Source organism: Pseudoxanthomonas daejeonensis (assembly GCF_010093205.1).
GTDB classification, from domain to species: domain Bacteria; phylum Pseudomonadota; class Gammaproteobacteria; order Xanthomonadales; family Xanthomonadaceae; genus Pseudoxanthomonas; species Pseudoxanthomonas daejeonensis.
In genome coordinates this window covers 157,327-179,858 of sequence record NZ_PDWN01000004.1, presented here as the reverse complement: position 1 = coordinate 179,858, position 22,532 = coordinate 157,327, and the positions used below count along the sequence as shown (strand labels likewise).

Sequence of the window (22,532 nt, the reverse complement as noted above, 5' to 3'; positions counted from 1 at the left end):
CCCCAGTTGACTTTGATTAGAACAGCCGAGCGCGTTTGCGAGGCTCCTGGGGCGTAGTGCATTTTTCGCCTTCTTACACGAGGAAGTGGAGCGACCGGTTGCGGGTGCGTTAGAGATCGCCAATTCGATCTTTGGCGGTCTTCTTGCCTGTGCGTGCTTGCTTGGCCAAGGCGTCTAGCGTGTAGCGCGCCAGAACCACCTTGGCGTCTCCGGTCGCCCAGTCGACCGCCCGCTGGCCCTGCTCTGACTGCTCCATGTAGTCCGCACCCGCTGTGATAAGGCAGGTGACAGCGTCGGCGTGGCCAGCGATGGCCGCGCGGTCCAAGGGCGTTCTGCCCTCACTGTCGAAGGGATCAACCGCAGCACTGCTGTCCAGCAGCAAGGAAATGAGTTCCAGATCGCCACGCTTGGCAGCCATATGAAGCAACGTCCAGCCCGCCTTGTTGGTGGCGTTGAGGTTGCAGTTGCCAGCCACCAGAAGGCGTGCCGCGTCCATGGAACCAGCCGCCGCCACATGGGCGATGGACCAGACATCGCTGTCAGGCGTCAGTGCGGCGATACAGCCTTCAATCCTCTCTCGCGCGAACCCCAGGCTTACTTGCCCCACATCGGCCACGATGGCGTTGTTAGTAGCCGCGGTCTTCTTGTTCATGCCTTTCGTTCCTGTAACGCTGGCAAGCCTTTGACGACCTTCATAGTCTCCAAAGATACCTGCACAACCCGCTTGATCAGGTCCACGATGTAGGCCGGATCGGTCGACCAGTCGTTGGGGTCGTTGACGATCCCCGACGGCTTGTCGGTATCGACCTGGTAGCACTCCATCAGCCATTCAATCGCCGACTTGCCGTTGACCTGGTAGCCGTAGGCTTCTTCGGGAATGCCAGTCAAGGTGAGATGGCTGTTGACCACGATGGCAGAACGGTCGGCTTCCTTGCCCTTCTTGCCGAAGCGCATTTTCGCCACGCGATAATCGGTCTTCGGATCCAGCCCCAGCTGCCCGGTGGTCTGGCCCAGCGGGTACGGTTCGACCTGCTCGTAGCCGACATGCAGGTCTGCCAGCGCCCGGCCTGCCTTGGCGAATGCCCAGAAGTCCTGGGCCAGCGGAATACGCGGGAGCATTTTCTTCAAGTCAGTACCGAACCGACTTAGGTACTCAGGCGAGTGAAGGATCCCGTAGACGTAATAGAACACGTCCTCCTTGGACACGTCGGCGCCATAAGCCTTGGTGAAGCGAGCCAAAGCAGCGTCAGAAATGGCGTGCTTACGTCGGTAGCCGTCGACGACATCACTATCAAAAAGCTCACTGTTCGCACCTTCAACCTTCTCAACCTTCTCAAACCAGTACAGGGGGAAAGTCTGCCCCTTTGAAATCATTTCCAGGTCAGGAATTACGTCAGTCATGACCGACGTAAAGTCCTTGTTAGCCCCCACACCCTTCACGCAAATCACGCGATTGGATTGACGAGGTTCTGGGAAGATCCCTGGTAGCCGCCCAACGAAGTGATTGAGCATGCCGTCGAAGTAAGCCCACCGCTTGGTGTACGGACGATAGAGCGAGGGCGCCAATGCGTCGAGGTCGAACTCAGCAACCCGCCGCTGCTGGAGATACTGAAGAAGGCTCCTGGACCACTTGATCTTGGCTTCGTCCTTTTCAACTTCCGCGAGCGCGCTGTCGCCTCCCTTGTTCACCAGAGCAACTTGGTCGTTGTAAACATCGATCATGCGCTGAATGTTCTTCTCGACTTTGGAGCGCGAGAAGTTGTAGACCCATGCGTCACGACCCGTTTCCAGGCCGCGGGAGTAGTGATCAAACACCGCAGGATCCGCTGCGCTGGACTTATCGCCAATTGCCATGAATTTTCCGAATGCTGGATCACGTTGATTGATCCAATCATTGGCGTCGTTTGGGGTGAGTGTCTGCCAGGGGACGGCCCCGATCCCACCGAAGTCCTTGACGATATCCAGCTTCTGCTCGCGTGACAGGTAGGAACCGATGTCGTGGTAGTAGATTTGCCCTGGTTTCCCGGCCTTTTTGCTGTTCTTCACCAGCAGGGTGATGGCAATGGAAGACCGGGAACCGGAACCAAAAATCTTGCCACCCTCGGCACGAGAGGTTTCTCCCGACGTATTGATCTGGTCGCCACGCAAATTGAACACGTAGATCGATTGAAACTCATCTACCAGGCACTTGCGCATGCCATCGGCGGATTTTCCGTCGATGAAGAAGCCGTTTGATACAAAACACACAATACCGTCGTCCTTGATCCGGTCAGACGCCCATCGGAACGCACGGATGTAGGAGTTGTACAAGCTGGATTTGTTGACGGCAGTGGATTGCTTGGCATAGGTGGAGCGAATATCGCCGTCCAGCTTGTCGTACTTGATCGAGGCGTTGCCATCGTTGGCGCTGTCCTGGCCACCGGCATACGGTGGATTTCCGATGATCACGCGGATCTCGGTCTTCTTTTGCTTCTTGGCCCGCTTGTCGTTCTCGGGAAACACTTCCTCGAACTGTCCCTCGCCTTCGCTCAGCTGGAAGGTGTCGGTCAGGACAATGCCATCGAACGGCGTGTAATCCCCGCCCGTCAAACCGTGGTAAGCCTCTTCGATATTGATGGCCGCGATGTAGTACGCCAGCAACACAATCTCGTTGGCGTGCAGCTCGTTTTGATACTTACGCTTGGCTGCGTCGGGCGAAATGAGGCCCGACTGGAGGAGCCGCACCAGGAAGGTACCCGTGCCCGTGAACGGGTCAAGGATATGTACGCCTTCATCGGCCAGCCCTTGGCCAAACTCCGCACGTAGTGCTTCGTCGGCAGACTTGATGATGAAGTCCACCACCGGCACGGGGGTGTAGACGATCCCCAACCGGTCAGCCATCTTCTTGAACGCGATGGCGAAGAACTTGTCATACAGTTCTGTAATGACCTTCTGCTTGCCCTCGGCGTTGTCCACGCCCTCCACCCGCATGCGAACGTCGTTGTAGAACTTGTCCAGGCTTTCGGTTTCTTTGTCGAGCGCCTGGGCTTCCAGGACCTTCAACACCTTGTCCATGGACACCGAGACGGGATTGCTCTTGGAGAACTGGTAGTTCTCGAACAAGGCCTCGAATACGGGCTTGGTGATCAGGTGCTGGGCCAGCATTTCGATCGCGTCTTCTTTGGTGATCGACGGATTGATGTTCTTGTGCAGGCCCTTCAAGAACTGTGCGAATGCCTTGCTGGGCTTGGACTCCGGGTCGGCCAACAACAGCGTGATCCGGTCGATGTGGCGCTGCGCGATATCGGCAACCTTGCCCGCCCACTGTTCGAGGTATTTTCGGCTTCCCACCTTCTGGACGATCTTGGCGAAGATGGCGTCTCGCCACTCTTGCAGGTGTGGAAACGCAAACCCAATCTGCTGGCCAGTCTGGCCGTCCTTGCCGTCTTTGCCTTCGGTGCCAGGCTTCGCCCCACCCACCCCGATGACGTTGATCTTGCCAGCGCCCGGATCCTTGTTCAGGTCAATCTTGTTGATCAGTGCGTTGAAACGGTCGTCGTGCGCGCGCAACGCCTGCAGCACCTGCCAGACGACCTTGTACTTCTTGTTGTCTTTCAACGCCTCTTCGGGCGTGAGGTCCGCAGGCACGCCAATGGGCAGAATGATGTAGCCGTACTTCTTGCCCTCGGCCCGGCGCATGACACGGCCCACGGACTGGACCACGTCCACCACGCTGTCGCGAGGGTTGAGGAACAGCACGGCGTCCAAGGCGGGAACGTCGACACCTTCGGACAAGCAACGGGCGTTGGACAGGATCCGGCACGTGGTGCCTTCGGTCTCTTCCTTCAACCAGTCCAGCTTCTGGTTGCGCAGCAGGACATTGAACGTGCCGTCGACATGCTCGGCTTCGCAGCGCAGCAGGTCGTCATCCTGGCCGTCGATGTATTGGTCAATGACCTCGGGGAAGAGATTGGCCAGGTGCTTGGAGGATTTGATATCCCGGGCAAACGCCACGGCACGACGCATGGGGTGCGGGTCAAGCGTGGCGGTGTTGTCGCCCTCAGTCGTGGCCAGGCGCTTGGACAATCCGTTCCAGCAGCCCACGATCTTCACCACGTCGTCGAGGTTCAGTTCCTTGTTCTCGTCGGCCAGCTGGGATTGGAACGTCTTGGTTACCGACTTTTCGTCCACGGCCAGGACCATGACCTTGTAATCGGCCAGCAAGCCTTGGGACACCGCTTCGCCAAACCCCAGTCGGTGGAACTCGGGCCCAAACAGCGCCACGTTGTCCATGGAGGCAATCTCCGCGCCCGCCTCGTCCGCCTTGGTCTTGCTCTCGTCGGCATAAATCTTGGGCGTCGCCGTCATGTACAGCCGGTGCGTGGCCGCCAGGAACTCGGGTTTGTGGACGCGGACGAACGCACTCTCATCGTTCTCGGCCAGCGTCACGCCCGTGGTGCGGTGCGCTTCGTCGCACACGATCAAATCGAACTCGCCCAGCCCGTGCTTCTTCTGGGCCTGGGAAATCACGTCGATCGACTGGTAGGTGGAGAAGATCACGGTGCGGCGTGTGTCGTTCTTGGGCCGCGCCGCAATCGCCTGCCCCAGACGCTTGGCGTCGGTCGTGGCCGGGAACGCCAGGTCGTGGACGGCGATGTCCTCAGAGTGCTTGCCCACCTTGGTGTCCGAACACACCGCGAATGCCCGGATCTCATCGGTGGCCTGTGCCGTCCACTCCTTGAGCGTCTGGGACAGCAATGAAATGGAGGGCACCAGAAACAGCACCAGCCCATTGCTGGGCGTTTCCTGCTCCATGATTTTGAGCGAGGTGAACGTCTTGCCGGTGCCGCACGCCATGATCATCTTGCCGCGCTCATGCTCGGCAAAGCCCTTGGCCACGGCTTTGAGCGCCGCCTGCTGGTGCTTGAACGGCTTCTTCTTGGTGCGCAGCACGACGTGGTCGGGCTTGGCGAGCGAGAACTTTGACCAGTCAACGGCACTGTCGTCGAGATCCGCAACACGCATGCGAGCGCACGGGATCTGCTGAGTTTCCAGCGCGTCTTCTGCATGCTTGGACCACTTGTCAGTGGTAGAGACAATCAGGCGCGAGGCGAACGGGGACTTGCCCGACGCCGTAAAGAAGCTGTCGATATCGCCCTTCTGCAAGGTGTACGTGGGCGCATAGAACTTGCACTGGATGGCGACCAATGCCCCTGTGTCCCGCTCCTGGGCCACCAGGTCAATGCCGGTGTCGGCCTTGCCCTTGCGGTCGGGCCAGTCGTTCCACATCCACACATCGGAAAACCGCGACACATACAACGGGTCGGTGGTGAGGTACGCCTTCATCAGGCGCTCGAATTTCCCGCCCTTGTCGCGGTGATCGGTGGCAGCCTCGGCTAGTTCGTCGAGGATGTGGTGAATGGTGGTTTCCGACATGGCTTTCCCTTGGTCGCGGGGCGTCCGGCGCGCATTGTCGCCAGAAGTCAAAATGGTGAGTGCCGGGGTAGCACGAGACCCTCCCTGGCGTCGGGCGGTCATACCGCCCGGTCAAGGCTGGATCATCGCATGGCGCCCGGGCGGCGTCAGGGCCGCTTGCGCGCCTTGGATGTGGCTTTGCGTTCGGCCAGGTCAGCGGCCATCTTGGCCACCAGCGCTTCCTGCTGCTTGATCGACAGGCCCTTGCCGTAATCGCGGACGTTCTGCTCGGACTGCAATTGAGCCGCAGGCCGCAACAGGTTGTCCGAATCACGCACCAGCAGGCCCATTTCTTCGGCCAGCTTGACGTAGATCTTGATCGTTTCGGGATCGTCCCAGCCGAAATACTCCATCAACTGGGTGGCCGGCATGATCACGGACATTTCCGTGGCCCGGGTGTGGCGCAGGATGTGTGGCGAGGCCGGCGCCACGCCCATGGCCACCAGGGACACGTTGGCCGGCGGCGTGGCGCCTGGTGCTACAAACAGGCGTTTGAACGCCGTATAGACCGTCTGTCCTGCCACTGGATCCTGTCCGGCCAATCGGTTCTGCCCCGGCTTGGGCTGTGGGAAGACCCATCCCTGCTTCGGCCAATCCTGGGACTTGGGCCCGATCCCCGCGGCTAGGCGCAGCGCGTCCACGGCTTGATCGGGTATGGCGATAGTGCGGTCTTTGTAGGTGCCACGCGCGGCCTTAGTGCGCAGGAACTCCACCGTGGTGGGCATGTCGCGCAGGCTAGCCGTGGGCCAGCGAACCTGCTCCCAGCGCAAGCGAAACGCCTCGGCCCGCCGGCAGCCCGTCCACCGAATAAATCGTAGCGCCGCTTCGACGCTTGGGTGCATGTGGCTTGCGGTCAAGGCTTTGTCGACCTTGCCCCATTCATCCCTCGTCAAGGCGCGAGCCTTGCCCTTTTCGCCCGTCCCCTTGATTTCCCCTGCCAGCCAATCCATTGGCGCTTTCATGTCGTAGTAGTCGGCATGGAACTTGAAACACATGCGCAGCGTGGTGCGGAGCCGACGCTTGGTGTCCGGCTTGGCGGTGCCGTGCGACCACAGGTTCAAAATGGTGCGGAAATTGGCCTGGGTGAGTGCCTGGATATCGGCCTTCAAGATGGCGCCTACAGGGGCCGATACGAGGGGGCGGTTCTTCAACGCATTGGCGCGGCGTCGCGGGTTGGTCAGTACCTCTTCATCCCCGTCCACGGCAAAGCCGCCCATGCGCAGCAGCGTATTGATCTGTCCAATATCATGGGTACGACCCTCTTGTGCGCGCGGCTCCAAGGCAAAGGGCGCGGGCGTGTCGGGATGGCCGTACGCGTGGCCCTTCAAGCCCTCGTCGCGGTAGCGCTCCAACCATTCGCGAAAGGTGCCGGCCACCATGGTCTCCCGCCGGCCAGTCATGCCTTGGCGGGTCAGGTCATGGAAGTAGTTGTTGGAGTAATTGTTGGCGTCCGCGAGCGCATTGGCCTCCCAGAGTCCGTTCTTGGGAGGCAGGTTTTGAAGCAAGCAATCCTTGTCCGGCAGGAACTCGAAGGTCTGCGTGTGGACATGGAACTTGCGCTCGTTGCCCTCCATCCACTGAGTGCGGTGACGAAATCGAAAGTGGTTCTTCCGACGCTCCACGCCCTTTTCCAGCTCGACCTTGGATTTCTTCGCCATGGTTGTCCCCACCTCGTCCCCGGCCCGGAATAGGTGATATTGTCCCCAATGCTGTCCCCAAGAGTCAATTAAGACGCGCAAACCCTTTATTTCAAGCCATTCAATTGAAGTGTCATCTAATTTCGGGACGTAGAGGTCGCAGGTTCGAATCCTGTCTCCCCGACCATTGATCCAATGTCGATCCAGCGGCATCGCATAGACCGGCCCAGCGCCGGTTTTTGCTTTTCAGGGCCTGCTGCGCAAGCCCCGGCAGCCGCCAGGACCGCCGCCCGCAACCCGGCAGCCGATGACTTCCCACACGCCCTCGCACGACACCCAAGCCCGCCTCGCGGGCCGTGCGCTGGTGCTCGCCGGCATCCTGCTGTCGGCGTTCAACCTGCGCACCGCGGTCACTTCGCTGACGCCACTGCTGGACGTGCTCGGCGAAGACTTCGGCTTCGGGCCGACCTTCGCCGGCCTGCTCGGCATGGTCCCCACCGCGGCGTTCGCGGTGGCCGGGGTGGGCACGCCCCGGCTGGCGCACCGGCTGGGCCTGGAACGCACGGCCGTCCTGTCGATGCTCCTGGCCACGGCCGGCCTGCTCTGGCGCTCGCTGACCGGAGGCACCGGCGGCCTGCTGGCCGCCTCCACGGTGGCGTTGCTGGGCATGGGCATCGGCAACGTGATCCTGCCGCCGCTGGTCAAGCGCTACTTCCCGGACCGGGTCGGCCCGGTCAGCAGCCTGTACATCACCGTGCTGCAGCTCGGCACGATGCTGCCCGCATTGCTGGCCGTGCCGCTGGCCGATGCGGCCGGCTGGCGCATCTCGATGGGCGTGTGGACGCTGCTGGCCGCCGCCGCGATCCTGCCGTGGCTGGGCGTGCTGCGGATCGAACGCCGGACCGACAGCGAACTGGCCCGGCTCCACGACCGGGCCGTCGTCCCCGGTGACGAAGCCCCGGAACTGGCGGCACCGCCCGCACGCGGCCGGGTTTCGCGCACGGGCCTGGGCTGGGGCCTGGCGCTGATGTTCGGCATGACCTCGCTGATCACCTACGCCATGTTCACCTGGCTGCCAAAGCTCCTGGTCGAAGCGGGCGCCAGTCCTGTTTTCGGCGGGACGATGCTGGCCCTGTTCTCCGCGCTGGGCCTGGTCGGCGCGCTGCTGATGCCCTCGCTCGCGGCGCGGATGCGCAACCCGCTGCCCATCGCCGTGTTCTGCGCGATCTGCCACCTGACCGCATTCGCCGGCCTGCTGTGGGCGCCCATGTCCGCGCCGCTGCTGTGGGTGGCCCTGCTGGGCCTGGGGCCCAGCACGTTCCCGCTGGCGCTGACCCTGATCAACCTGCGCACGCGCACGCCGGCCGCGTCCTCGGCGCTGTCCGGGTTCTCGCAAGGACTCGGTTACACGCTCAGCTGCCTGGGCCCGCTGCTGTTCGGCTGGCTGCATGAACTCAGCCATGGCTGGGCGCTGCCGTTCGCGTTCCTGGTGGCGTGCGTGGGCGTGATGCTGGCCGGCGCGTGGCTGGCCTGCAGGCCCGGATACCTCGAGGATCGCTGGTAGGGGCGGATCGCCGTCGGCTTCGGGAGCTTCACGTCGCGACCGTCTTCAAGAAGCCGACGTCGCTGGTCACGGCTCCTGTGGGAGCGGGCATGACCGCGACCCGACACCGTCGGCACAGGCGACGCTCCCATGGCCTCGACGCCGGGTCGCGGTCATGCCCGCTCCTACACAAACAGAGCGCGGCGCGGCGTCAGAGCAGATCGGGGTGGCGTACCTGGCCCTCGCCGCGCACCACGAACCGCTCCACCGTCAACGCCTCCAGCCCCATCGGGCCATAGGAATGCAGGCGCGTGGTCGAGATGCCGATTTCGGCGCCCAGGCCCAGCTCGCCTCCATCGGAAAAACGCGACGACGCGTTGACCATCACCACCGCCGAGCGTAGCGACTCGACGAACCTGCGCGCGACGGCCTCGTCGCGCGTGGCGATCACTTCGGTGTGGTCGGAGGTGTACTGGCGGATATGGCCGATCGCCGCGTCCAGGTCGGCAACCACGCGCGCGGCGATGATCAGGTCGAGGAACTCGGCGGCATAGTCGTCCGTCGTGGCGGGCACCGCATCGGGCACGAGGGCGCGGGTCGCCTCGTCGCCCCGCAGTTCGACCTGGCGCGCGCGCAGTGCCGCGGCGGCCCGTGGCAGGAACTCGTCGGCCACGTCGGCGTGCACCAGCACGGTCTCCAGCGCGTTGCACACGCCCGGCCGCGAAGCCTTGCCATCGAGCAGCAGGCGCAAGGCCAGGCCGAGGTCGGCATCGCGGTCCACGTACAGGTGGCAGACGCCCTTGTAGTGCTTGATCACCGGCACGCGTGCGTGCTCGGCGACGAAACGGATCAGGCCCTCGCCGCCGCGGGGGATGGCCAGGTCGACGATGTCGGTCAGCTGCAACAGTTCGAGCATGGTCTCGCGGCGCAGGTCGGTGACCAGGGTCAGCACGGCAGGGTCCAGCCCCGCTTCGCCGATGGCACGCTGCAGGGCGGAGGCGATCGCGGTGTTGGAGTGGATCGCTTCGGAGCCGCCGCGCAGGATCACGCCGTTGCCGGCCTTGATGCACAGCGCCGCGGCATCGGCGGTCACGTTGGGGCGCGCTTCGTAGATCATCGCGATGACGCCCAGCGGCACGCGCACGCGCTCGACCTGGATGCCGTTCGGGCGGGTCTCGCGGCGGGTCACCTGGCCGACCGGATCGGGCAACGCGGCGACTTCGCGCAAGGCGCCGGCAATCCCGGACAGCCGCTTGCCGTCGAGCGCCAGGCGGTCGAGCATCGCGCCGGCGATGCCCTTGGCGCGCGCCGCGTCGAGGTCGTGCGCGTTCGCGGCCAGGATCGCGTCGGCGTCGTCATCGAGCGCCCGGGCCATGGACCGCAGGAGTGCGTCCTTGGCGGCGGTGTCCAGTTGGGCGAGCTGCTGCGCGGCCTCGCGGCATCGCGATGCCTGTTCCCTGATGCTTGCCGTTCCGTCCGTGCCGCTCATCTCGCCTCCGGTGTGGGGTGCCGAATTGCCGGGTGTCGAACGCGTCGCCTGCTACATCAGCACCAGGTCGTCGCGATGGATCACGTTGCCGCCGTAGTTGTAGCCCAGGATCGCCTCGATCTCGCGCGAATGGCGGCGCGCGATGCGGCGCACGTCCACCGCCGAGTACTGGCTGATGCCACGGGCGACGCGCTGTTCGCCGCCCGCGTCGCGCAACAGCACCTCGACCATGTCGCCGCGGCGGAAATCGCCCTCCGCCCCGGCGATCCCGCCCGGCAGCAAAGAGGCGCCCTTCTGTGCGATCGCCGCCGCCGCGCCTGCGTCGACCAGGATCGCACCAGGTTCCAGCGGCGCATGCCGCAGCCAGTACTTGCGCGCCGCGATCCGGCTGCGCGCCGCGCGGATGCGGGTGCCTTCAAGCCGGTCGTGCGCCAGTCCGCGCAACACCTCGGAGCGGCGGCCGTTGAACAGCACCGTGTCGATTCCGGCCGCGCCAGCCTTGGACGCGGCTTCGAGCTTCGTGCGCATGCCCCCGGTTCCCACCGCGCTGCCGCTGCCGCCGGCCATGGCGAACACTTCGGGGGTCAGTTCGACCACTTCAGGCACCAGGCGGGCCAGCGGGTTCGTGCGCGGGTTGGCGTCGTACAGGCCGTCGATATCGGTGGCGATGAACAGCACCTCGGCGTCGATCAGCGCGGCGACGATCGCCGCCAGGTTGTCGTTGTCGCCGAGCTTGAGCTCGTCCACCGAAACGGTGTCGTTCTCGTTGACCACCGGCAACGCGCCCAGCGCCAGCAGCTCGTTGAGCGTGGCGCGCGCGTTGAGGTAGCGCCGACGGTTGCGCAGGTCGTCATGGGTCAGCAGTACCTGCGCCACCGGCCGCTCGAAGAAGCGCTGCCACAGGCCGATCATCTGCGCCTGGCCGAGCGCGGCCAGTGCCTGCCGCGCGGCGATCGCCGCGCCGGCCTCGTCGACCTTCGGCAGGATCGCCCGGCCGGCGGCGACCGCGCCTGAGGACACGATCACCACCTCGCGCCCGGCCGCCTGGCTGGCCGAAACGAACTGGGCCAGCCCCAGCGCGAAGCGTGGCGACAGTCCGCCGCCGTCGGCGGCGAGCAGGCTGCTGCCCACTTTCAGTACCGCCCGCCGCCACGCCGGCAGCGACTGCACGATTTGTGTGACGGCGGGATCGGCGCTCATGGGCTCAGCCTGCGCTCCCTTGGCGCGTGTTCCATTCGTGGACGGTGATGTCGGAACTGCCGCTGGTGGCCAGCGGATCGGCGGCGACGATCGCCTGTGCGTGCGCGAGGTCGGCGACGTTCTCAAGCACGTAGGCGCCGCCGCTGCGGTCGGCGAAGCCGCCGGTCATCGCCAGCTGCCCACGCGCGCGCAGGTCGTCGAGGAAGGCCAGGTGCGGCGCGACGACCGCCTCGTCGAAATCCGGGCGGCGCATGGCCACCACGAGGTAGCGGATGGTGATGCTCACAATGCCTCCCAGCGCGCGCGCAGCACGTCCAGGCGCAGGTCAGCGCCCGACCCTGGCGATACGCGCGCCGCGAGGCTGCCTTCGGGCGTGCGTCCCTGCCCGGCCGAATCGGCCGATGCGGCGGCGGCCTTGTAGGCCTCGCGGAATGGAACACCAGCCACCGCCGCCTCCACCGCCACGTCGGTGGCGTACATGCCCGAGTCGATCGCGGCGCGCAGCCTGTCTTCGCGCCATTCCAGATTGGCCAGCAAGGCCGGCAGCAGCTCCAGCGCGGCCAGGCCGCGGCCGAAGCCGTGGAAGATCGCACCCTTGGATGCCTGCAGGTCGCGGTGGTAGCCCGATGGCAGCGACAGCAGCTGCTCGATCTCGGTGCGCGCGGCGGCCACGCTGGCGTGGGTGGCACGCATCAGTTCGATCACGTCCGGGTTGCGCTTGTTGGGCATGATCGAACTGCCGGTGGTGTACTGCGCCGGCAGCGCGACGAAGCCGAACTCGGCGCTGGTGAACAGCGACAGGTCCCAGGCGATGCGGCGCAGGTCCAGCGTGGCGCTGCCGAGTGCTTCCAGCGCAGCCATCTCGAACTTGCCGCGCGACAGCTGCGCGTAGATCGGGCTGACCTGCATGCGGGCGAAGTCGAGCGCGCTGGTGGTGTGTTCCCGGTCCAGCTTGAGGTTGACGCCATAGCCCGCGGCGGTGCCCAGCGGATTGGCGTCGACCAGCTTCAGCGTGTCGGCCGCGCGCACCGCGTCGTCGATGAAGGCCTCGGCCCAGCCGGCCCACCACATTCCGGCCGAGGACACCACGGCGCGCTGGATGTGGGTGTAGCCGGGTACCGGCAGCGATGCCTCCGCCTGCGCGCGGTCCAGCGCGACCCCGGCGATCTCGCGCGACAGCTGCGCGACCCGCGCCAGCTTTTCCTTCAGCCACAGGCGCGTGGCGACCAGGACCTGGTCATTGCGGCTGCGGCCGGTGTGGATCTTGCGCCCGGCGTCCCCGAGGCGCTGCGTCAGGCGCGCCTCGATCGCCGAATGCCCGTCTTCGTAGGATTCGTCCAGGACGAAGGCGCCGGAACGGAAGTCGTCGGCCAGGATCGCCAGCTCGCGGACCAGGCCGTCCAGTTCGCCCTGCGAGAGGATGCCGATGCGCTGCAGGCCTTCGGCGTGCGCGCGGCTGGCGGCGATGTCATGCAGGAAGAACTCGCGGTCCAGGATCACGTCGTCGCCGGCGAGGAAGCGCTGGATCTGCGCATCCACCGCCACGCCGGGCTTCTGCCACAACAGGTCTGCCACGGGGTTACTCCTTCACCGGGATCGAAGCCAGCTCGTCGAAGCCCAGCGCGATGTTGATGTTCTGCATGGCCTGGGTGGCCGCGCCCTTGAGCAGGTTGTCCAGGGTCGCCACCACCACCAGGCGCTTGCCGCCCGGGGCCACGGTGAATCCGCCGATCTCCACGCCGTGCCGGCCGGCGATCCGGCTGACCCACGGCGCCTGTTCGACCACCTCCACCAGCGGCTCGCCGGCGTAGCGCTGCTCGTAGCGCGCGCGCACCCAGTCGGCCTTCACCGGCTCGGTCAGCCACAGGTTGGCGGTCAGGGTGATGCCGCGGAAGTGCGGGGCCACGTGCGGCATGAACTCCACCGGCACGCGCAGCTGCGTGGAGACCTCGCGCTCGTGAATGTGGTCGGCCAGCGCATACGGCATCAGGTTGTCGCGCAGCAGCTCGACGTTGTTCTTGTCCGACGGCGTGGTACCCGCACCGGAGTAGCCGGAGACACCGAAACACTGCGGCGGGCCGGCCAGGTATTCGAGCATCGGCCAGATCGCCAGTTGCATCGCGGTGGCGTAGCAGCCGGGATTGCTGATCCGCTTCTGCCCTGCATAGCGGTCGCGGGTGATCTCGGGCAGGCCGTAGTACCAGGCCGGATCGAAGCGGTGGTCGGCCGACAGGTCCACCACCAGCGTCTGCGGCGCGGCCGCGTCGATGCCGGCGACGATCTCCGCCGACTTGCCGTTGGGCAGGGCCAGCACGACCACGTCGGCGCCCTTGGCGGCGACTTCATCGTGGCCGATGTTCTCGTAGCGCAGCTCGCCGCGGTAGGCGTCGTTGTGGTCGGCCACGCGCTGGCCGGCAAGCTCGCGCGAGGACACGAACGCCAGTTCCAGCTGCGGATGCGCGGTGACCAGGCGGATCAGCTCGGCGCCGGTGTGGCCGCGCGCGCCGACGATGCCGATGGATTTCTTGGTCGTCATGTCCGTTCCTCAGCCCCGCAGCGTCGGCTGGCGGGTGGCGCAATGGGCCACGCAGCGCGCAATCCGGTCGAAGCCGTCGTCGCCTTCGAGCCCGTACCAGAACACCTTCCACTTCTCCTGCTTGATGCAGCCGTCGGATTCGGCGTAGTAGAAGATGTTGACCTGGTTGTTGTGCCGCGAGCGCCAGAACAGGCTTGGCGTCTCCTCGCGCATCACGTTCCACACCGCCCGGCCCAGGCCTTCGCCCTGCGCGTCGTCGAGCACGGCGAACTTGTCCAGGTACACCCCTTCGGCGGTGTCGACCAGGACCACCGCCGCCCGGTAGTTCTCGCTAACGTAGGCACGCAGCAGCGGGGTGCGCTCGAAGTAGTCCGGCAGCAGCTCGCGGCCGAAGCTCGATTCGATCAGCGACTTCATCCGCTCCCGGTCCAGCTCGGCCCACGAGGTCGCGCGCAGCACCTTCTCGCCACGGCGGACCAGCGTCCCCGAACCCTTGTGGGTGAACAGTTCCTTGGCCAGGTCGGCCGGCCGGGTGATCGAGACCGACGAGGTCAGCGGCAGCGTGTCCAGCAACGCCTTGATCTGCTCGATCTTGACCTTCATGCCACCGTGCAGCCACGGCTGCGCCATCAGGTGTTCGTACTCGGTGGACAGGTTGATCGAATCGATCACCTTGCCCTCCTCGTCCAGCAGGCCGCCCGTGCCGGTCAGGAAGATGATCTTGTACGGCTGCAGCACCTGGACCAGTTCGTTGGCCGAGAAATCGGCGTTGACGTTGAGGATCTGCCCGCCAGCGGTTTCACCGAGGCTGGCGATCACCGGGATCGACCCGGCCTGCAGGCTGGCCTCGATCGGCGCCAGGTTCACCGCCTGCACCTCGCCCACCAGGCCGTAGGTGTCGCGGTCCTTGTAGTCGGCCTCGAACACGCCACCGGTGATCGAAGTAGCGCGCGCACCGGCCTGTTGCAGTGCTTCGACCAGCTGCAGGTTCGAAGCCTGGAACACCCGGCGCACGATCGCCAGCGCCTCGGGCGTGGTCACCCGCAGGCCGTCGACGGTCTTCTTCTCGATGCCGGCCGCCGACAGTTCCTGGTCCAGCTGCGGACCGGCGCCGTGCACGACGATCGGAGTCAGCCCGACTTCCTGCAGGAAGGTCAGCGAGGACGTCAGCGACTCCAGGTCGTCGCGCAGCACCGCGCCGCCGACCTTGACCACGGCGAAGCGCTTGGCGTCCAGCTGCGAGAAGCGCTTGAGGTACTGGCTGATCTCTTTCGCGCTGGCCATGCTCGAAAGCAGGCGCACGATGGTCTGGCGGGTCTGGGTCTGGTTCGCGGGAACGTTCACGTAGGTCGGGTCTTCCGGTAAGTCGTAGGAAAGGCGGGAGGAAAGACGCGGATTACGTCGTGCCGTTGATGATCCGATGGACCGAGCCGGCATAACGCTGCAGCTGCTCCAGCGTCACGAATTCGTCGGCGGTATGCGCCTGGGCGATGTCGCCCGGGCCGTAGACCATCGCGGTGTAGCCGCCCGCGGAGAACAGCGAGGCCTCGGTCCAGAAGTCGACCGCGTTGCCGATCGGCAGGTCCAGCGCGTCGGCCACGTCGCGCGCGGCCAGGCGCCGTTCCTCGGCGTGCGCTACGTCGCCGGAAGGCAGGCTCGGTCCGCGGAACGTCTCTTCGAAGTGCGCAGCCGCCGGCTCGGCAAAGCCCGCGAACGTTTCCAGCAGCGCATCGATGTCCATCGACGGCAACGGACGGAAGCCGAAACGCAGCTCGGCCTCCGGCGCGATCATGTTGGCCTTGATCCCGCCTTCGATACGGCCGATGTTGAAGCGCAGGCCGGTCAGCCCGCCGAAGCGCGCATGCGCCAGCGACTGCACGTGGTCGAGCGCACGATCGCCCCAGCGCACCGCCTGGTGCAGCGCGCTGGCGGCCGCATCCTGCTGGCCGGATGCATGGCCGGCGCGACCCTTGAACCGCATCAGTACCGAGGAGATGCCGCGGTGGGCCAGCACCGCCTCGCCCATCGTCGGCTCGGCGACCAGCACCGCCTCGTAAGGAATGCCGCGCGCCAGGAACGCGGCGATGCATCGCGGGTCGTTGGCCTCCTCGTCGGAGGAGAACAGGAACGCGGCATCGCCCTCGCCGGCATTGGCCGCGGCCAGCAGTGCGGCGGCCGCGCCCTTGATGTCGCACACGCCCAGGCCGACCACGCGATCGTCGAGCCGGCGCATCAGGTGTGGATCAGCGCTCCAGTGCGGCGAGTCGGGCACCGTATCCAGGTGCACGTTGAACAGGTATTTCGGCGTGCCACGCACCGCGTACAGGCTGACCGCGCCCGCGCCATGGTCGACCACCTCGACCTGGAAACCCGGCAGCTGCGCGCGCAGGTAATCGAAGATGCCGCCCTCGGCGGCGATGGCGCGCGGCGGGTTGCGGGTGTCGAACGACACCAGCTTTCCAAGGTGGGACAACGTGGATGCGAGCAGGTCGGTCATCGGATCGGGTTCAGGAGGCCGCCATGGCGGACGGGTAGATGTCGGGACGCAGGATTTCCATCAGCGTCTGCGGCCGCGATGGCGCGGTGAAACCGTAGTGCGCGTACAGGCCATGGGCATCGCCCGTGGCGAGCATGAACCGCCGCAGTCCCTGCAACTGGGGATGGACCATGACCGCATCCATCAACCGCTTGCCGAAGCCACGCCCGCGCTGCGACGGCAGCACGAACACGTCGGCCAGGTAAGCGAACGTCGCACCGTCGGTGGTCACCCGGGCGAAGGCCACCTGCCCCGCGCCTTCGAGGTATCCACCGAAGCACAGCGAACCGGCGATCGCCCGCTCCAGGGTCGTGCGCGGGATGCCACGGCTCCAGTACGCCTCCTGCGACAGGAAGCCGTGGATCAGGTCCACGTCCAGTTCGTCGCGATCGGTGCTGATGCGCAGCGTTGCCATGTCAGAGGTTCCGGGCGAATTCGACGAAACCGGCGTCGCGGACCCAGCCTTCGGCTGCGTAGAGCGACTGCGCCGGACCGTTGTCCACCGCCGTCGAAAGCACCAGCTTCACCGCACCGCGCGAACGCGCGTCGTCGCCGGCGCGGCGCAGCAAAGCGCGGGCCACCCCGCGTCCGCGACCATCCGGGGCGACGAACAGGTCGTTGAGGATCTCGATCGGTGCGGTACCCACCGAGGTGAACGAGGGATACAGCTGGACGAAGCCGAGCGCCGCGCCCTGCGCATCCACCGCCAGCAGCAGGTGCGAGTCGCCCCGCTCCAGCCGCTCGCGCAGGAACGCGCCGGCGCGCAACGGGTCGGACGGCTGCCCGTAGAACACCCGGTAGCCGTCGAACAGCGCGGCCAGCGCCGGCAGGTCGTCCTGGCCGGCGCTGCGCACCTCGAAGCTGGCGGTCGCCTCGCTCATCGCGTCATCGCCTCAGCGGTTGACCTCGGCCCACAGGGTGCTGCTCATGCCGAACAGCTTGATGAAGCCCTCGGCTTCCTCCACGCCCCAGTCGGCCGACTGCGCGTAGGTGGCACCCTTGGCGTTGAGGATGTGCGGCGAGCGGATCGCGACCGCATCGACGCGACCGCCACGGGTCTCCAGCACGACCTCGCCGTTGACCTGCGACTGCGAGGACTCCAGGAACGCTTCCAGGTCGGCCTTGAGCGGGTCGTGGTAGAAGCCTTCGTAGACCAGTTCCACCCACTTGCGTGCCACGTCCGGCTTGAAGCGGTTCTGCTGCTTGCTCAGCACCGCTTCCTCCAGCGCGCGGTGCGCGGCCAGCAGTGCGGTCAGGCCCGGGGCTTCGTACACGATCCGGCCTTTCAGCCCGATCACGGTGTCGCCGGTGTACATGCCGCGGCCGACACCGTACTGGGCGAACATGGTGTTGAGCCTGGCCAGGATCTTCGCGCCCTCCATCGGCTTGCCGTCCAGCTCGACCGCTTCGCCGGCGACGAACTTCAGGGTCACCGTGAGCGGCTCGGCCGGCCACGACGCACGCGGCACGCACCAGCCACGCGCACCCTCGCCCGGGGCCTCCCACTTGTCGATCTCGCCGCCGGACATGGTCACGCCCAGCAGGTTCTCGTTGATCGTGTAGTGCTTCTGCTTGGCGCGCACCTCGAAGCCGCGCTCCTCCAGGTACTTTTGCTCGTAGGCGCGGGTCTGGGTGTGCTGCTTCTGGATCTCGCGGATCGGCGCCACGATGCGGTAGTCGCCCTGCGCCTTGACCGCCAGGTCGAAGCGCACCTGGTCGTTGCCCATGCCGGTGCAGCCGTGCGCGATCGCATTGGTGCCCAGCTCGGTCGCGCGCGACAGCGCCGCGTCCACGATCAGGTAGCGGTCGGAAACCAGCAGCGGATACTGCCCCTGGTAACCCTCGCCCGCGCGGACGAACGGCTTGACGAAGCCGTTCCAGATCGCGTCGCCGCCGTCGACGGTGACGTGGCTGGCCACGCCCAGCTCGGCCGCGCGCGCTTCGATGAAGGCGCGCTCCTCGGCGTCGACGCCGCCGGTGTCGGCGAACACCGTGTGCACGTTCCAGCCCTGCTCCTTGAGGTAGGGCACGCAGAAGCTGGTATCCAGGCCGCCGGAAAAGGCCAGGACGATGTCGCGGGAAGTGTTGGGGCTGGTGCTCATGTCGGTGTTTCCGTGGGGAATGCGTGGGAGTTCGTTTACTTCGGATGCTTCAGCGCACCAGGGCGGACATCACCGCCTTCTGCACGTGCAGGCGGTTCTCGGCTTCGTCGATGGCAATGCAGTTCGCGGAATCCATCACCGCGTCGGTGGCCTTGACGTTGCGGCGCAGCGGCAGGCAGTGCGAGAACACGCCGTTGTTGGTCAGCGCCATCTTGCGCTCGTCGACGATGAAATCCTTGAACCGGTCGCGGATCGGCTTTTCAGGTTCCCAGTTGCCGAAATAAGGCAGCGCACCCCAGCTCTTGGCATAGACCACGTCTGCGCCGGCATAGGCGCTGTCGATGTCGTGGCTGACCTGGAACGAGCCGCCGTTCTCGGCCACGTTGCGCTCGGCCCAGCCCATGTAGCGCTCGTCGAGGATGTATTCCGGTGTCGGGCACAGCAGGGTCACGTCCATGCCCATGCGCGTGGCGATGGTCAGCGCCGAGTTGGCCACCGCGGTGTTCAACGGCTTGGGGTGGTAGGTCCAGGTCAGCACGTACTTCCTGCCGCGCAGGTCCGGGGTGCCGAAGTGCTCCTGCAGCGCCAGCGCATGCGCAAGCTCCTGGCAGGGATGGGTGATCGTCTCCATGTTGATCACAGGCACGGTCGAGTACTTCGCGAAGGCCTTGAGCACGTGGTCCTCGCGGTCGTAGCTCCAGTCCTTGAACTTCGGGAATGCGCGCACGCCGATCAGGTCGACGTAGCGGGCCAGCACCCGCGCCACTTCGGCGATGTGTTCCTCGGTATCGCCATCCATCACCGTGCCCAGCTCGAACTCGATCGGCCACGCGTCCTTGCCCGGCTGCAGCACGATCGCGTGGCCACCGAGCTGGAACGCGCCCAGCTCGAAACTGGTGCGCGTGCGCATGGACGGGTTGAAGAACACCAGTGCGATCGACTTGCCCTTGAGCTCGCCGCCCAGCTTGTTGCGCTTGAACAGCGCAGCCTGGGTCAGCAAGGCATCCAGTTCGGGACGGCTCCAGTCCTGGGTGTTGAGGAAGTGCTTGAGCGACATCGATCGTTCCCTTGCAGTGGTGGCGGCCGCGACCGTGGTCGCGCGTGGACGGGTTCTACCGGACAGGCCGGGCTTGGAGCGGTGTTCTCTTGCGGGTGAAACTTTTGCCAGGCCGGAAATGAAAAAACCCAGCCTCAGAGCTGGGTTTTCCGAACGGACAGCACGACGCTCCGGTCACCCAGCTGAAAGGTGGGGTTCCGGTCGGCGCGCACGCGACGTCATCCCGGAGGCCATCCGGGCGGCGCTTGCGGCGTGCGGCTGAAGGTCGGTGTTCATTGGTCACGCATGTTCGCACGCAGGCGCGGGCAGGCGCAAGCGCGCGGGGTCAGGGCGGCGGCAGGGGCGGCGCTTCGGCTTCCCAGGGCGTGACTGCGACCCGGACGCGCAGGCGGTTGCCCGGATCCTCGGCCAGGCGCGACCGGTACTTGGTGCCCTTGTAGACATAGTCCACGTCGTAGGCGATCGGACGCTGGAACTGCCGGTCCACCTGGACCAGGCGACAGTTCTCGCGCTTGGCCGGTGCAGCCGGTGCGGCCGGCACCGGCGTGGTGGCGGCCTCGTCACTGGAGAACACGCCCTTGACCGAATCGAACATGCGGGTGAACACGCCGGGCTCGTGCGGCTTGGCAGCGGGCTTGTCCTGCGGCGCTGGCGATGGCTCGCAGTGTTCCTCGGTGCGGGAGGCTCGCAGGGTCTGGTAGACCGGCTCCACGCGCAGAACCTGGGCATAGTCGATCTTGACGTTCTCCGCCGGTACTACCCGGATCCGGCCATCGACCTGGCCCGCCTCCTGGGCGGCCGCAGGCTGCAGCGCGCAGCAGGCCATGCCCAGCAGTGTGGCTTCGAGCAAGCGGCGCATCGGGACCGGAGGTGACAGGAACAGGCTCACAGTTTAGGCGGCGCGCCTTGCAGCCCGCTGAACCGCACCACACGGGCACTGGATCGACACGCCTGGCAAGCCTCGCGGAGGGGTGGCCCGGCCGACTCCGGGGCACGTCGAGCTAGAATCCCCCGTCTCCGTCACCACCCCACCGTGCCGATGCCCCTGCGCCTGTACAACAGCCTGACGCGCCGGGTCGAGCCGTTCGACCCGCTCGACCCCGCTTCCCCGACGATGTACGTGTGCGGACCGACGGTCTACAACTACGTGCACATCGGCAACGCGCGCGGCCCGGTGGTGTTCGGCGTACTGGCCGCCTTGCTGCGACGGCGGCACGGCGGACTGCGCTACGCGCGCAACATCACCGACGTGGACGACAAGATCAACGCCGCGGCCGCCGCGCAGGGCGTGCCGATCACTGCGATCACCGATCGCTTCGCGGCCGCGTACCGCGAAGACATGGCCGCCCTGGGGGTGACCGGGACCTTCGCCCCGGACATCGAACCGGAAGCAACCGCCCACATCGGCACGATCATCGCGATGATCCAGCGCCTGATCGAAAGCGGCCATGCCTATGCGGCCGAAGGCCATGCGCTGTTCTCGGTCGGCAGCTTCGCCCAGTACGGCCAGCTCTCGCGCCGCGATCCGGAGGAAATGCTCGCCGGCGCGCGCGTCGAAGTGGCCCCGTACAAGCGCGACCCCGGCGACTTCGTGCTGTGGAAGCCCTCCACCCCCGACCTGCCCGGCTGGGATTCGCCGTGGGGTCGCGGCCGACCGGGTTGGCACATCGAATGCTCGGCCATGGCCCAGGCCCACCTCGGGCCGACCATCGACATCCATGCCGGCGGCATCGACCTGCAGTTCCCGCACCACGAGAACGAAGTCGCCCAGAGCCAGTGCGCGCACGGCGGCGCGACGTTCGCCCGCTTCTGGCTGCACAACGGCATGCTCAACTTCGGCGGCGCCAAGATGAGCAAGTCGCTGGGCAACGTGGAAAAGGTCCATGACCTGGTCCGCGCGCATCCGCCCGAAGCACTGCGCTACGCCCTGCTCAGCGCGCACTACCGGCAGCCGCTGGACTGGTCCGATGCGTTGATCGAACAGTCGCTGCGCACGCTGGACCGGCTGTACGGGACGTTGCGCGACCTGGGCGATGTCGCCGCCACGCCGGTGATCCCGCGCGCGGTCGAGGACGCCCTCGAGGACGACCTCAACACCCCGCTGGCGTTGGCCGAAGTGGCGCGCATCGCCAGCGAGGCGCGCAGGGCCACCGATGCGGCCGAGCGGGCACGCCTGAAGGGCGAGCTGCTCGGTGCCGGGCTGGCCCTGGGCGTGCTGCAGCAGCCCGCGGCGGAGTGGTTCAACCGTGGCGCCTCCGGCGACGACGATGCGCGCATCCAGGCCCTGGTCGAGGAACGCGCGGCCGCGAAGCAAGGCCGCGATTTCGCCCGTGCCGATGCCATCCGCGACCAGCTTGCCGGCGAGGGCATCCTGCTGGAGGACACGCCACAGGGCGTGAGATGGAAGCGGGGCTGAGCCGGCACGCCCCAGGCATCCCGCGCGGGTAGCGCGGCGGCAGCCAGGACAACGCAAAGGATCCACCGTCGGCGTGTGGCCGGCCGGGTCCTCCCACGAAAGCAGCAAGGCAAGAATCGACAACGTGAGCGAAACCACTTTCCCCCTCGAACCCACCGCTGTGGCCGCACAAGCCGCGATCAAGGAAGAGTTCGCCTTCTTCGGCGACTGGTCCGAACGCTACCAGTACCTGATCGACCTGGGCCGCAAGCTGCCGCCCTTTCCCGATGCATGGAAAGCCGAGGAGCACCGCCTGCTGGGCTGCCAGTCGCTGGTCTGGATCGTGCCGCAGGGCAACCGCGAGCGCCTGGACTTCCATGCCATCAGCGACTCGGCCATCGTCTCGGGCCTGATCTTCCTGGCGCTGCGGGTGTATTCGGGCCGGTCCGCCGCCGAGATCCTGGCCACCGAACCGGACTACATCGCCGACATCGGCCTGGCCAGGCACCTGTCCCCGACCCGCAGCAATGGCCTGGCCTCGCTGCTGGCCTTCATCCGCGACACCGCGCGCCAGCAGGCCTGA

At 66.1% G+C, this 22,532-nt stretch carries 18 protein-coding genes; 3 read left to right on the top strand and 15 right to left on the bottom strand.

Going from position 1 to position 22,532, the window contains the following annotated elements; all coding sequences use genetic code 11:
- Positions 1 to 109 precede the first annotated feature (109 nt).
- From CSC65_RS05635 to CSC65_RS05625, 3 genes are read right to left on the bottom strand one after another with little or no spacing between them, the layout of a single operon-like run.
- Entirely contained in the window at positions 110 to 652 is a 543-nt protein-coding gene (locus CSC65_RS05635; RefSeq protein ID WP_162409306.1) for an ankyrin repeat domain-containing protein, read from the bottom strand.
- Complete coding sequence (locus tag CSC65_RS05630) at positions 649 to 5,517, bottom strand: DEAD/DEAH box helicase (protein ID WP_238390292.1); 4,869 nt, start codon at positions 5,515 to 5,517, stop codon at positions 649 to 651. Before CSC65_RS05630 ends, CSC65_RS05635 begins: the two co-directional genes overlap by 4 nt.
- Before the next feature lie 44 nt (positions 5,518 to 5,561).
- The gene (locus tag CSC65_RS05625; protein ID WP_162409304.1) at positions 5,562 to 7,112 is read right to left on the bottom strand and encodes a tyrosine-type recombinase/integrase; all 1,551 of its coding nucleotides are present in this window, start codon (positions 7,110 to 7,112) and stop codon (positions 5,562 to 5,564) included.
- Between the two features lie 286 nt (positions 7,113 to 7,398).
- Between CSC65_RS05625 and CSC65_RS05620 the strand changes: the two genes are divergently transcribed.
- Positions 7,399 to 8,655: a CynX/NimT family MFS transporter gene (locus tag CSC65_RS05620; protein ID WP_162409302.1), complete on the top strand. Its 1,257-nt coding sequence runs from the start codon at positions 7,399 to 7,401 to the stop codon at positions 8,653 to 8,655.
- 190 nt (positions 8,656 to 8,845) lie between these two features.
- Here CSC65_RS05620 and CSC65_RS05615 read toward each other — a convergent pair whose 3' ends face one another.
- From CSC65_RS05615 to CSC65_RS05560, 12 genes are all read right to left on the bottom strand, one after another.
- Positions 8,846 to 10,123: a glutamate-5-semialdehyde dehydrogenase gene (locus CSC65_RS05615; RefSeq protein ID WP_162409300.1), complete on the bottom strand. Its 1,278-nt coding sequence runs from the start codon at positions 10,121 to 10,123 to the stop codon at positions 8,846 to 8,848.
- 51 nt (positions 10,124 to 10,174) lie between these two features.
- Positions 10,175 to 11,323, bottom strand: coding sequence for a glutamate 5-kinase (gene proB / locus CSC65_RS05610; protein WP_162409298.1), 1,149 nt, complete (start codon positions 11,321 to 11,323; stop codon positions 10,175 to 10,177).
- A 4-nt stretch (positions 11,324 to 11,327) separates the two neighbouring features.
- On the bottom strand, positions 11,328 to 11,603 hold the full coding sequence (locus CSC65_RS05605; RefSeq protein ID WP_162409504.1) for a YciI family protein: 276 nt from the start codon (positions 11,601 to 11,603) through the stop codon (positions 11,328 to 11,330).
- Between the two features lie 2 nt (positions 11,604 to 11,605).
- Positions 11,606 to 12,898, bottom strand: a complete 1,293-nt coding sequence (argH, locus tag CSC65_RS05600) for an argininosuccinate lyase (RefSeq protein WP_162409296.1) — start codon at positions 12,896 to 12,898, stop codon at positions 11,606 to 11,608.
- A gap of 4 nt (positions 12,899 to 12,902) precedes the next feature.
- Positions 12,903 to 13,859, bottom strand: a complete 957-nt coding sequence (gene argC, locus CSC65_RS05595; protein ID WP_162409294.1) for an N-acetyl-gamma-glutamyl-phosphate reductase — start codon at positions 13,857 to 13,859, stop codon at positions 12,903 to 12,905.
- Positions 13,860 to 13,868: 9 nt separating this feature from the next.
- Positions 13,869 to 15,203 carry an acetylglutamate kinase gene (locus CSC65_RS05590; protein ID WP_162409292.1) on the bottom strand — a complete coding sequence of 445 codons (1,335 nt, stop codon included), beginning with the start codon at positions 15,201 to 15,203 and terminating at the stop codon, positions 13,869 to 13,871.
- 52 nt (positions 15,204 to 15,255) lie between these two features.
- Positions 15,256 to 16,356 carry an acetylornithine deacetylase gene (locus CSC65_RS05585; RefSeq protein ID WP_162409290.1) on the bottom strand — a complete coding sequence of 367 codons (1,101 nt, stop codon included), beginning with the start codon at positions 16,354 to 16,356 and terminating at the stop codon, positions 15,256 to 15,258.
- A 10-nt stretch (positions 16,357 to 16,366) separates the two neighbouring features.
- On the bottom strand, positions 16,367 to 16,810 hold the full coding sequence (locus tag CSC65_RS05580; protein ID WP_162409288.1) for a GNAT family N-acetyltransferase: 444 nt from the start codon (positions 16,808 to 16,810) through the stop codon (positions 16,367 to 16,369).
- A 1-nt stretch (position 16,811) separates the two neighbouring features.
- Complete coding sequence (locus tag CSC65_RS05575) at positions 16,812 to 17,276, bottom strand: GNAT family N-acetyltransferase (protein ID WP_162409286.1); 465 nt, start codon at positions 17,274 to 17,276, stop codon at positions 16,812 to 16,814.
- Positions 17,277 to 17,288: 12 nt separating this feature from the next.
- Entirely contained in the window at positions 17,289 to 18,497 is a 1,209-nt protein-coding gene (locus CSC65_RS05570; protein WP_162409284.1) for an argininosuccinate synthase, read from the bottom strand.
- A gap of 49 nt (positions 18,498 to 18,546) precedes the next feature.
- Positions 18,547 to 19,554, bottom strand: a complete 1,008-nt coding sequence (locus CSC65_RS05565; protein WP_162409282.1) for an N-acetylornithine carbamoyltransferase — start codon at positions 19,552 to 19,554, stop codon at positions 18,547 to 18,549.
- A gap of 325 nt (positions 19,555 to 19,879) precedes the next feature.
- Entirely contained in the window at positions 19,880 to 20,413 is a 534-nt protein-coding gene (locus tag CSC65_RS05560; RefSeq protein ID WP_162409502.1) for a ribonuclease E domain-containing protein, read from the bottom strand.
- A 180-nt stretch (positions 20,414 to 20,593) separates the two neighbouring features.
- Here CSC65_RS05560 and cysS point away from each other — a divergent pair, with 180 nt between their 5' ends.
- Together cysS and CSC65_RS05550 are read left to right on the top strand one after the other, a co-directional pair.
- Positions 20,594 to 21,970, top strand: coding sequence for a cysteine--tRNA ligase (gene cysS, locus CSC65_RS05555; protein WP_162409280.1), 1,377 nt, complete (start codon positions 20,594 to 20,596; stop codon positions 21,968 to 21,970).
- A gap of 124 nt (positions 21,971 to 22,094) precedes the next feature.
- Entirely contained in the window at positions 22,095 to 22,532 is a 438-nt protein-coding gene (locus CSC65_RS05550) for a SufE family protein (protein ID WP_162409278.1), read from the top strand.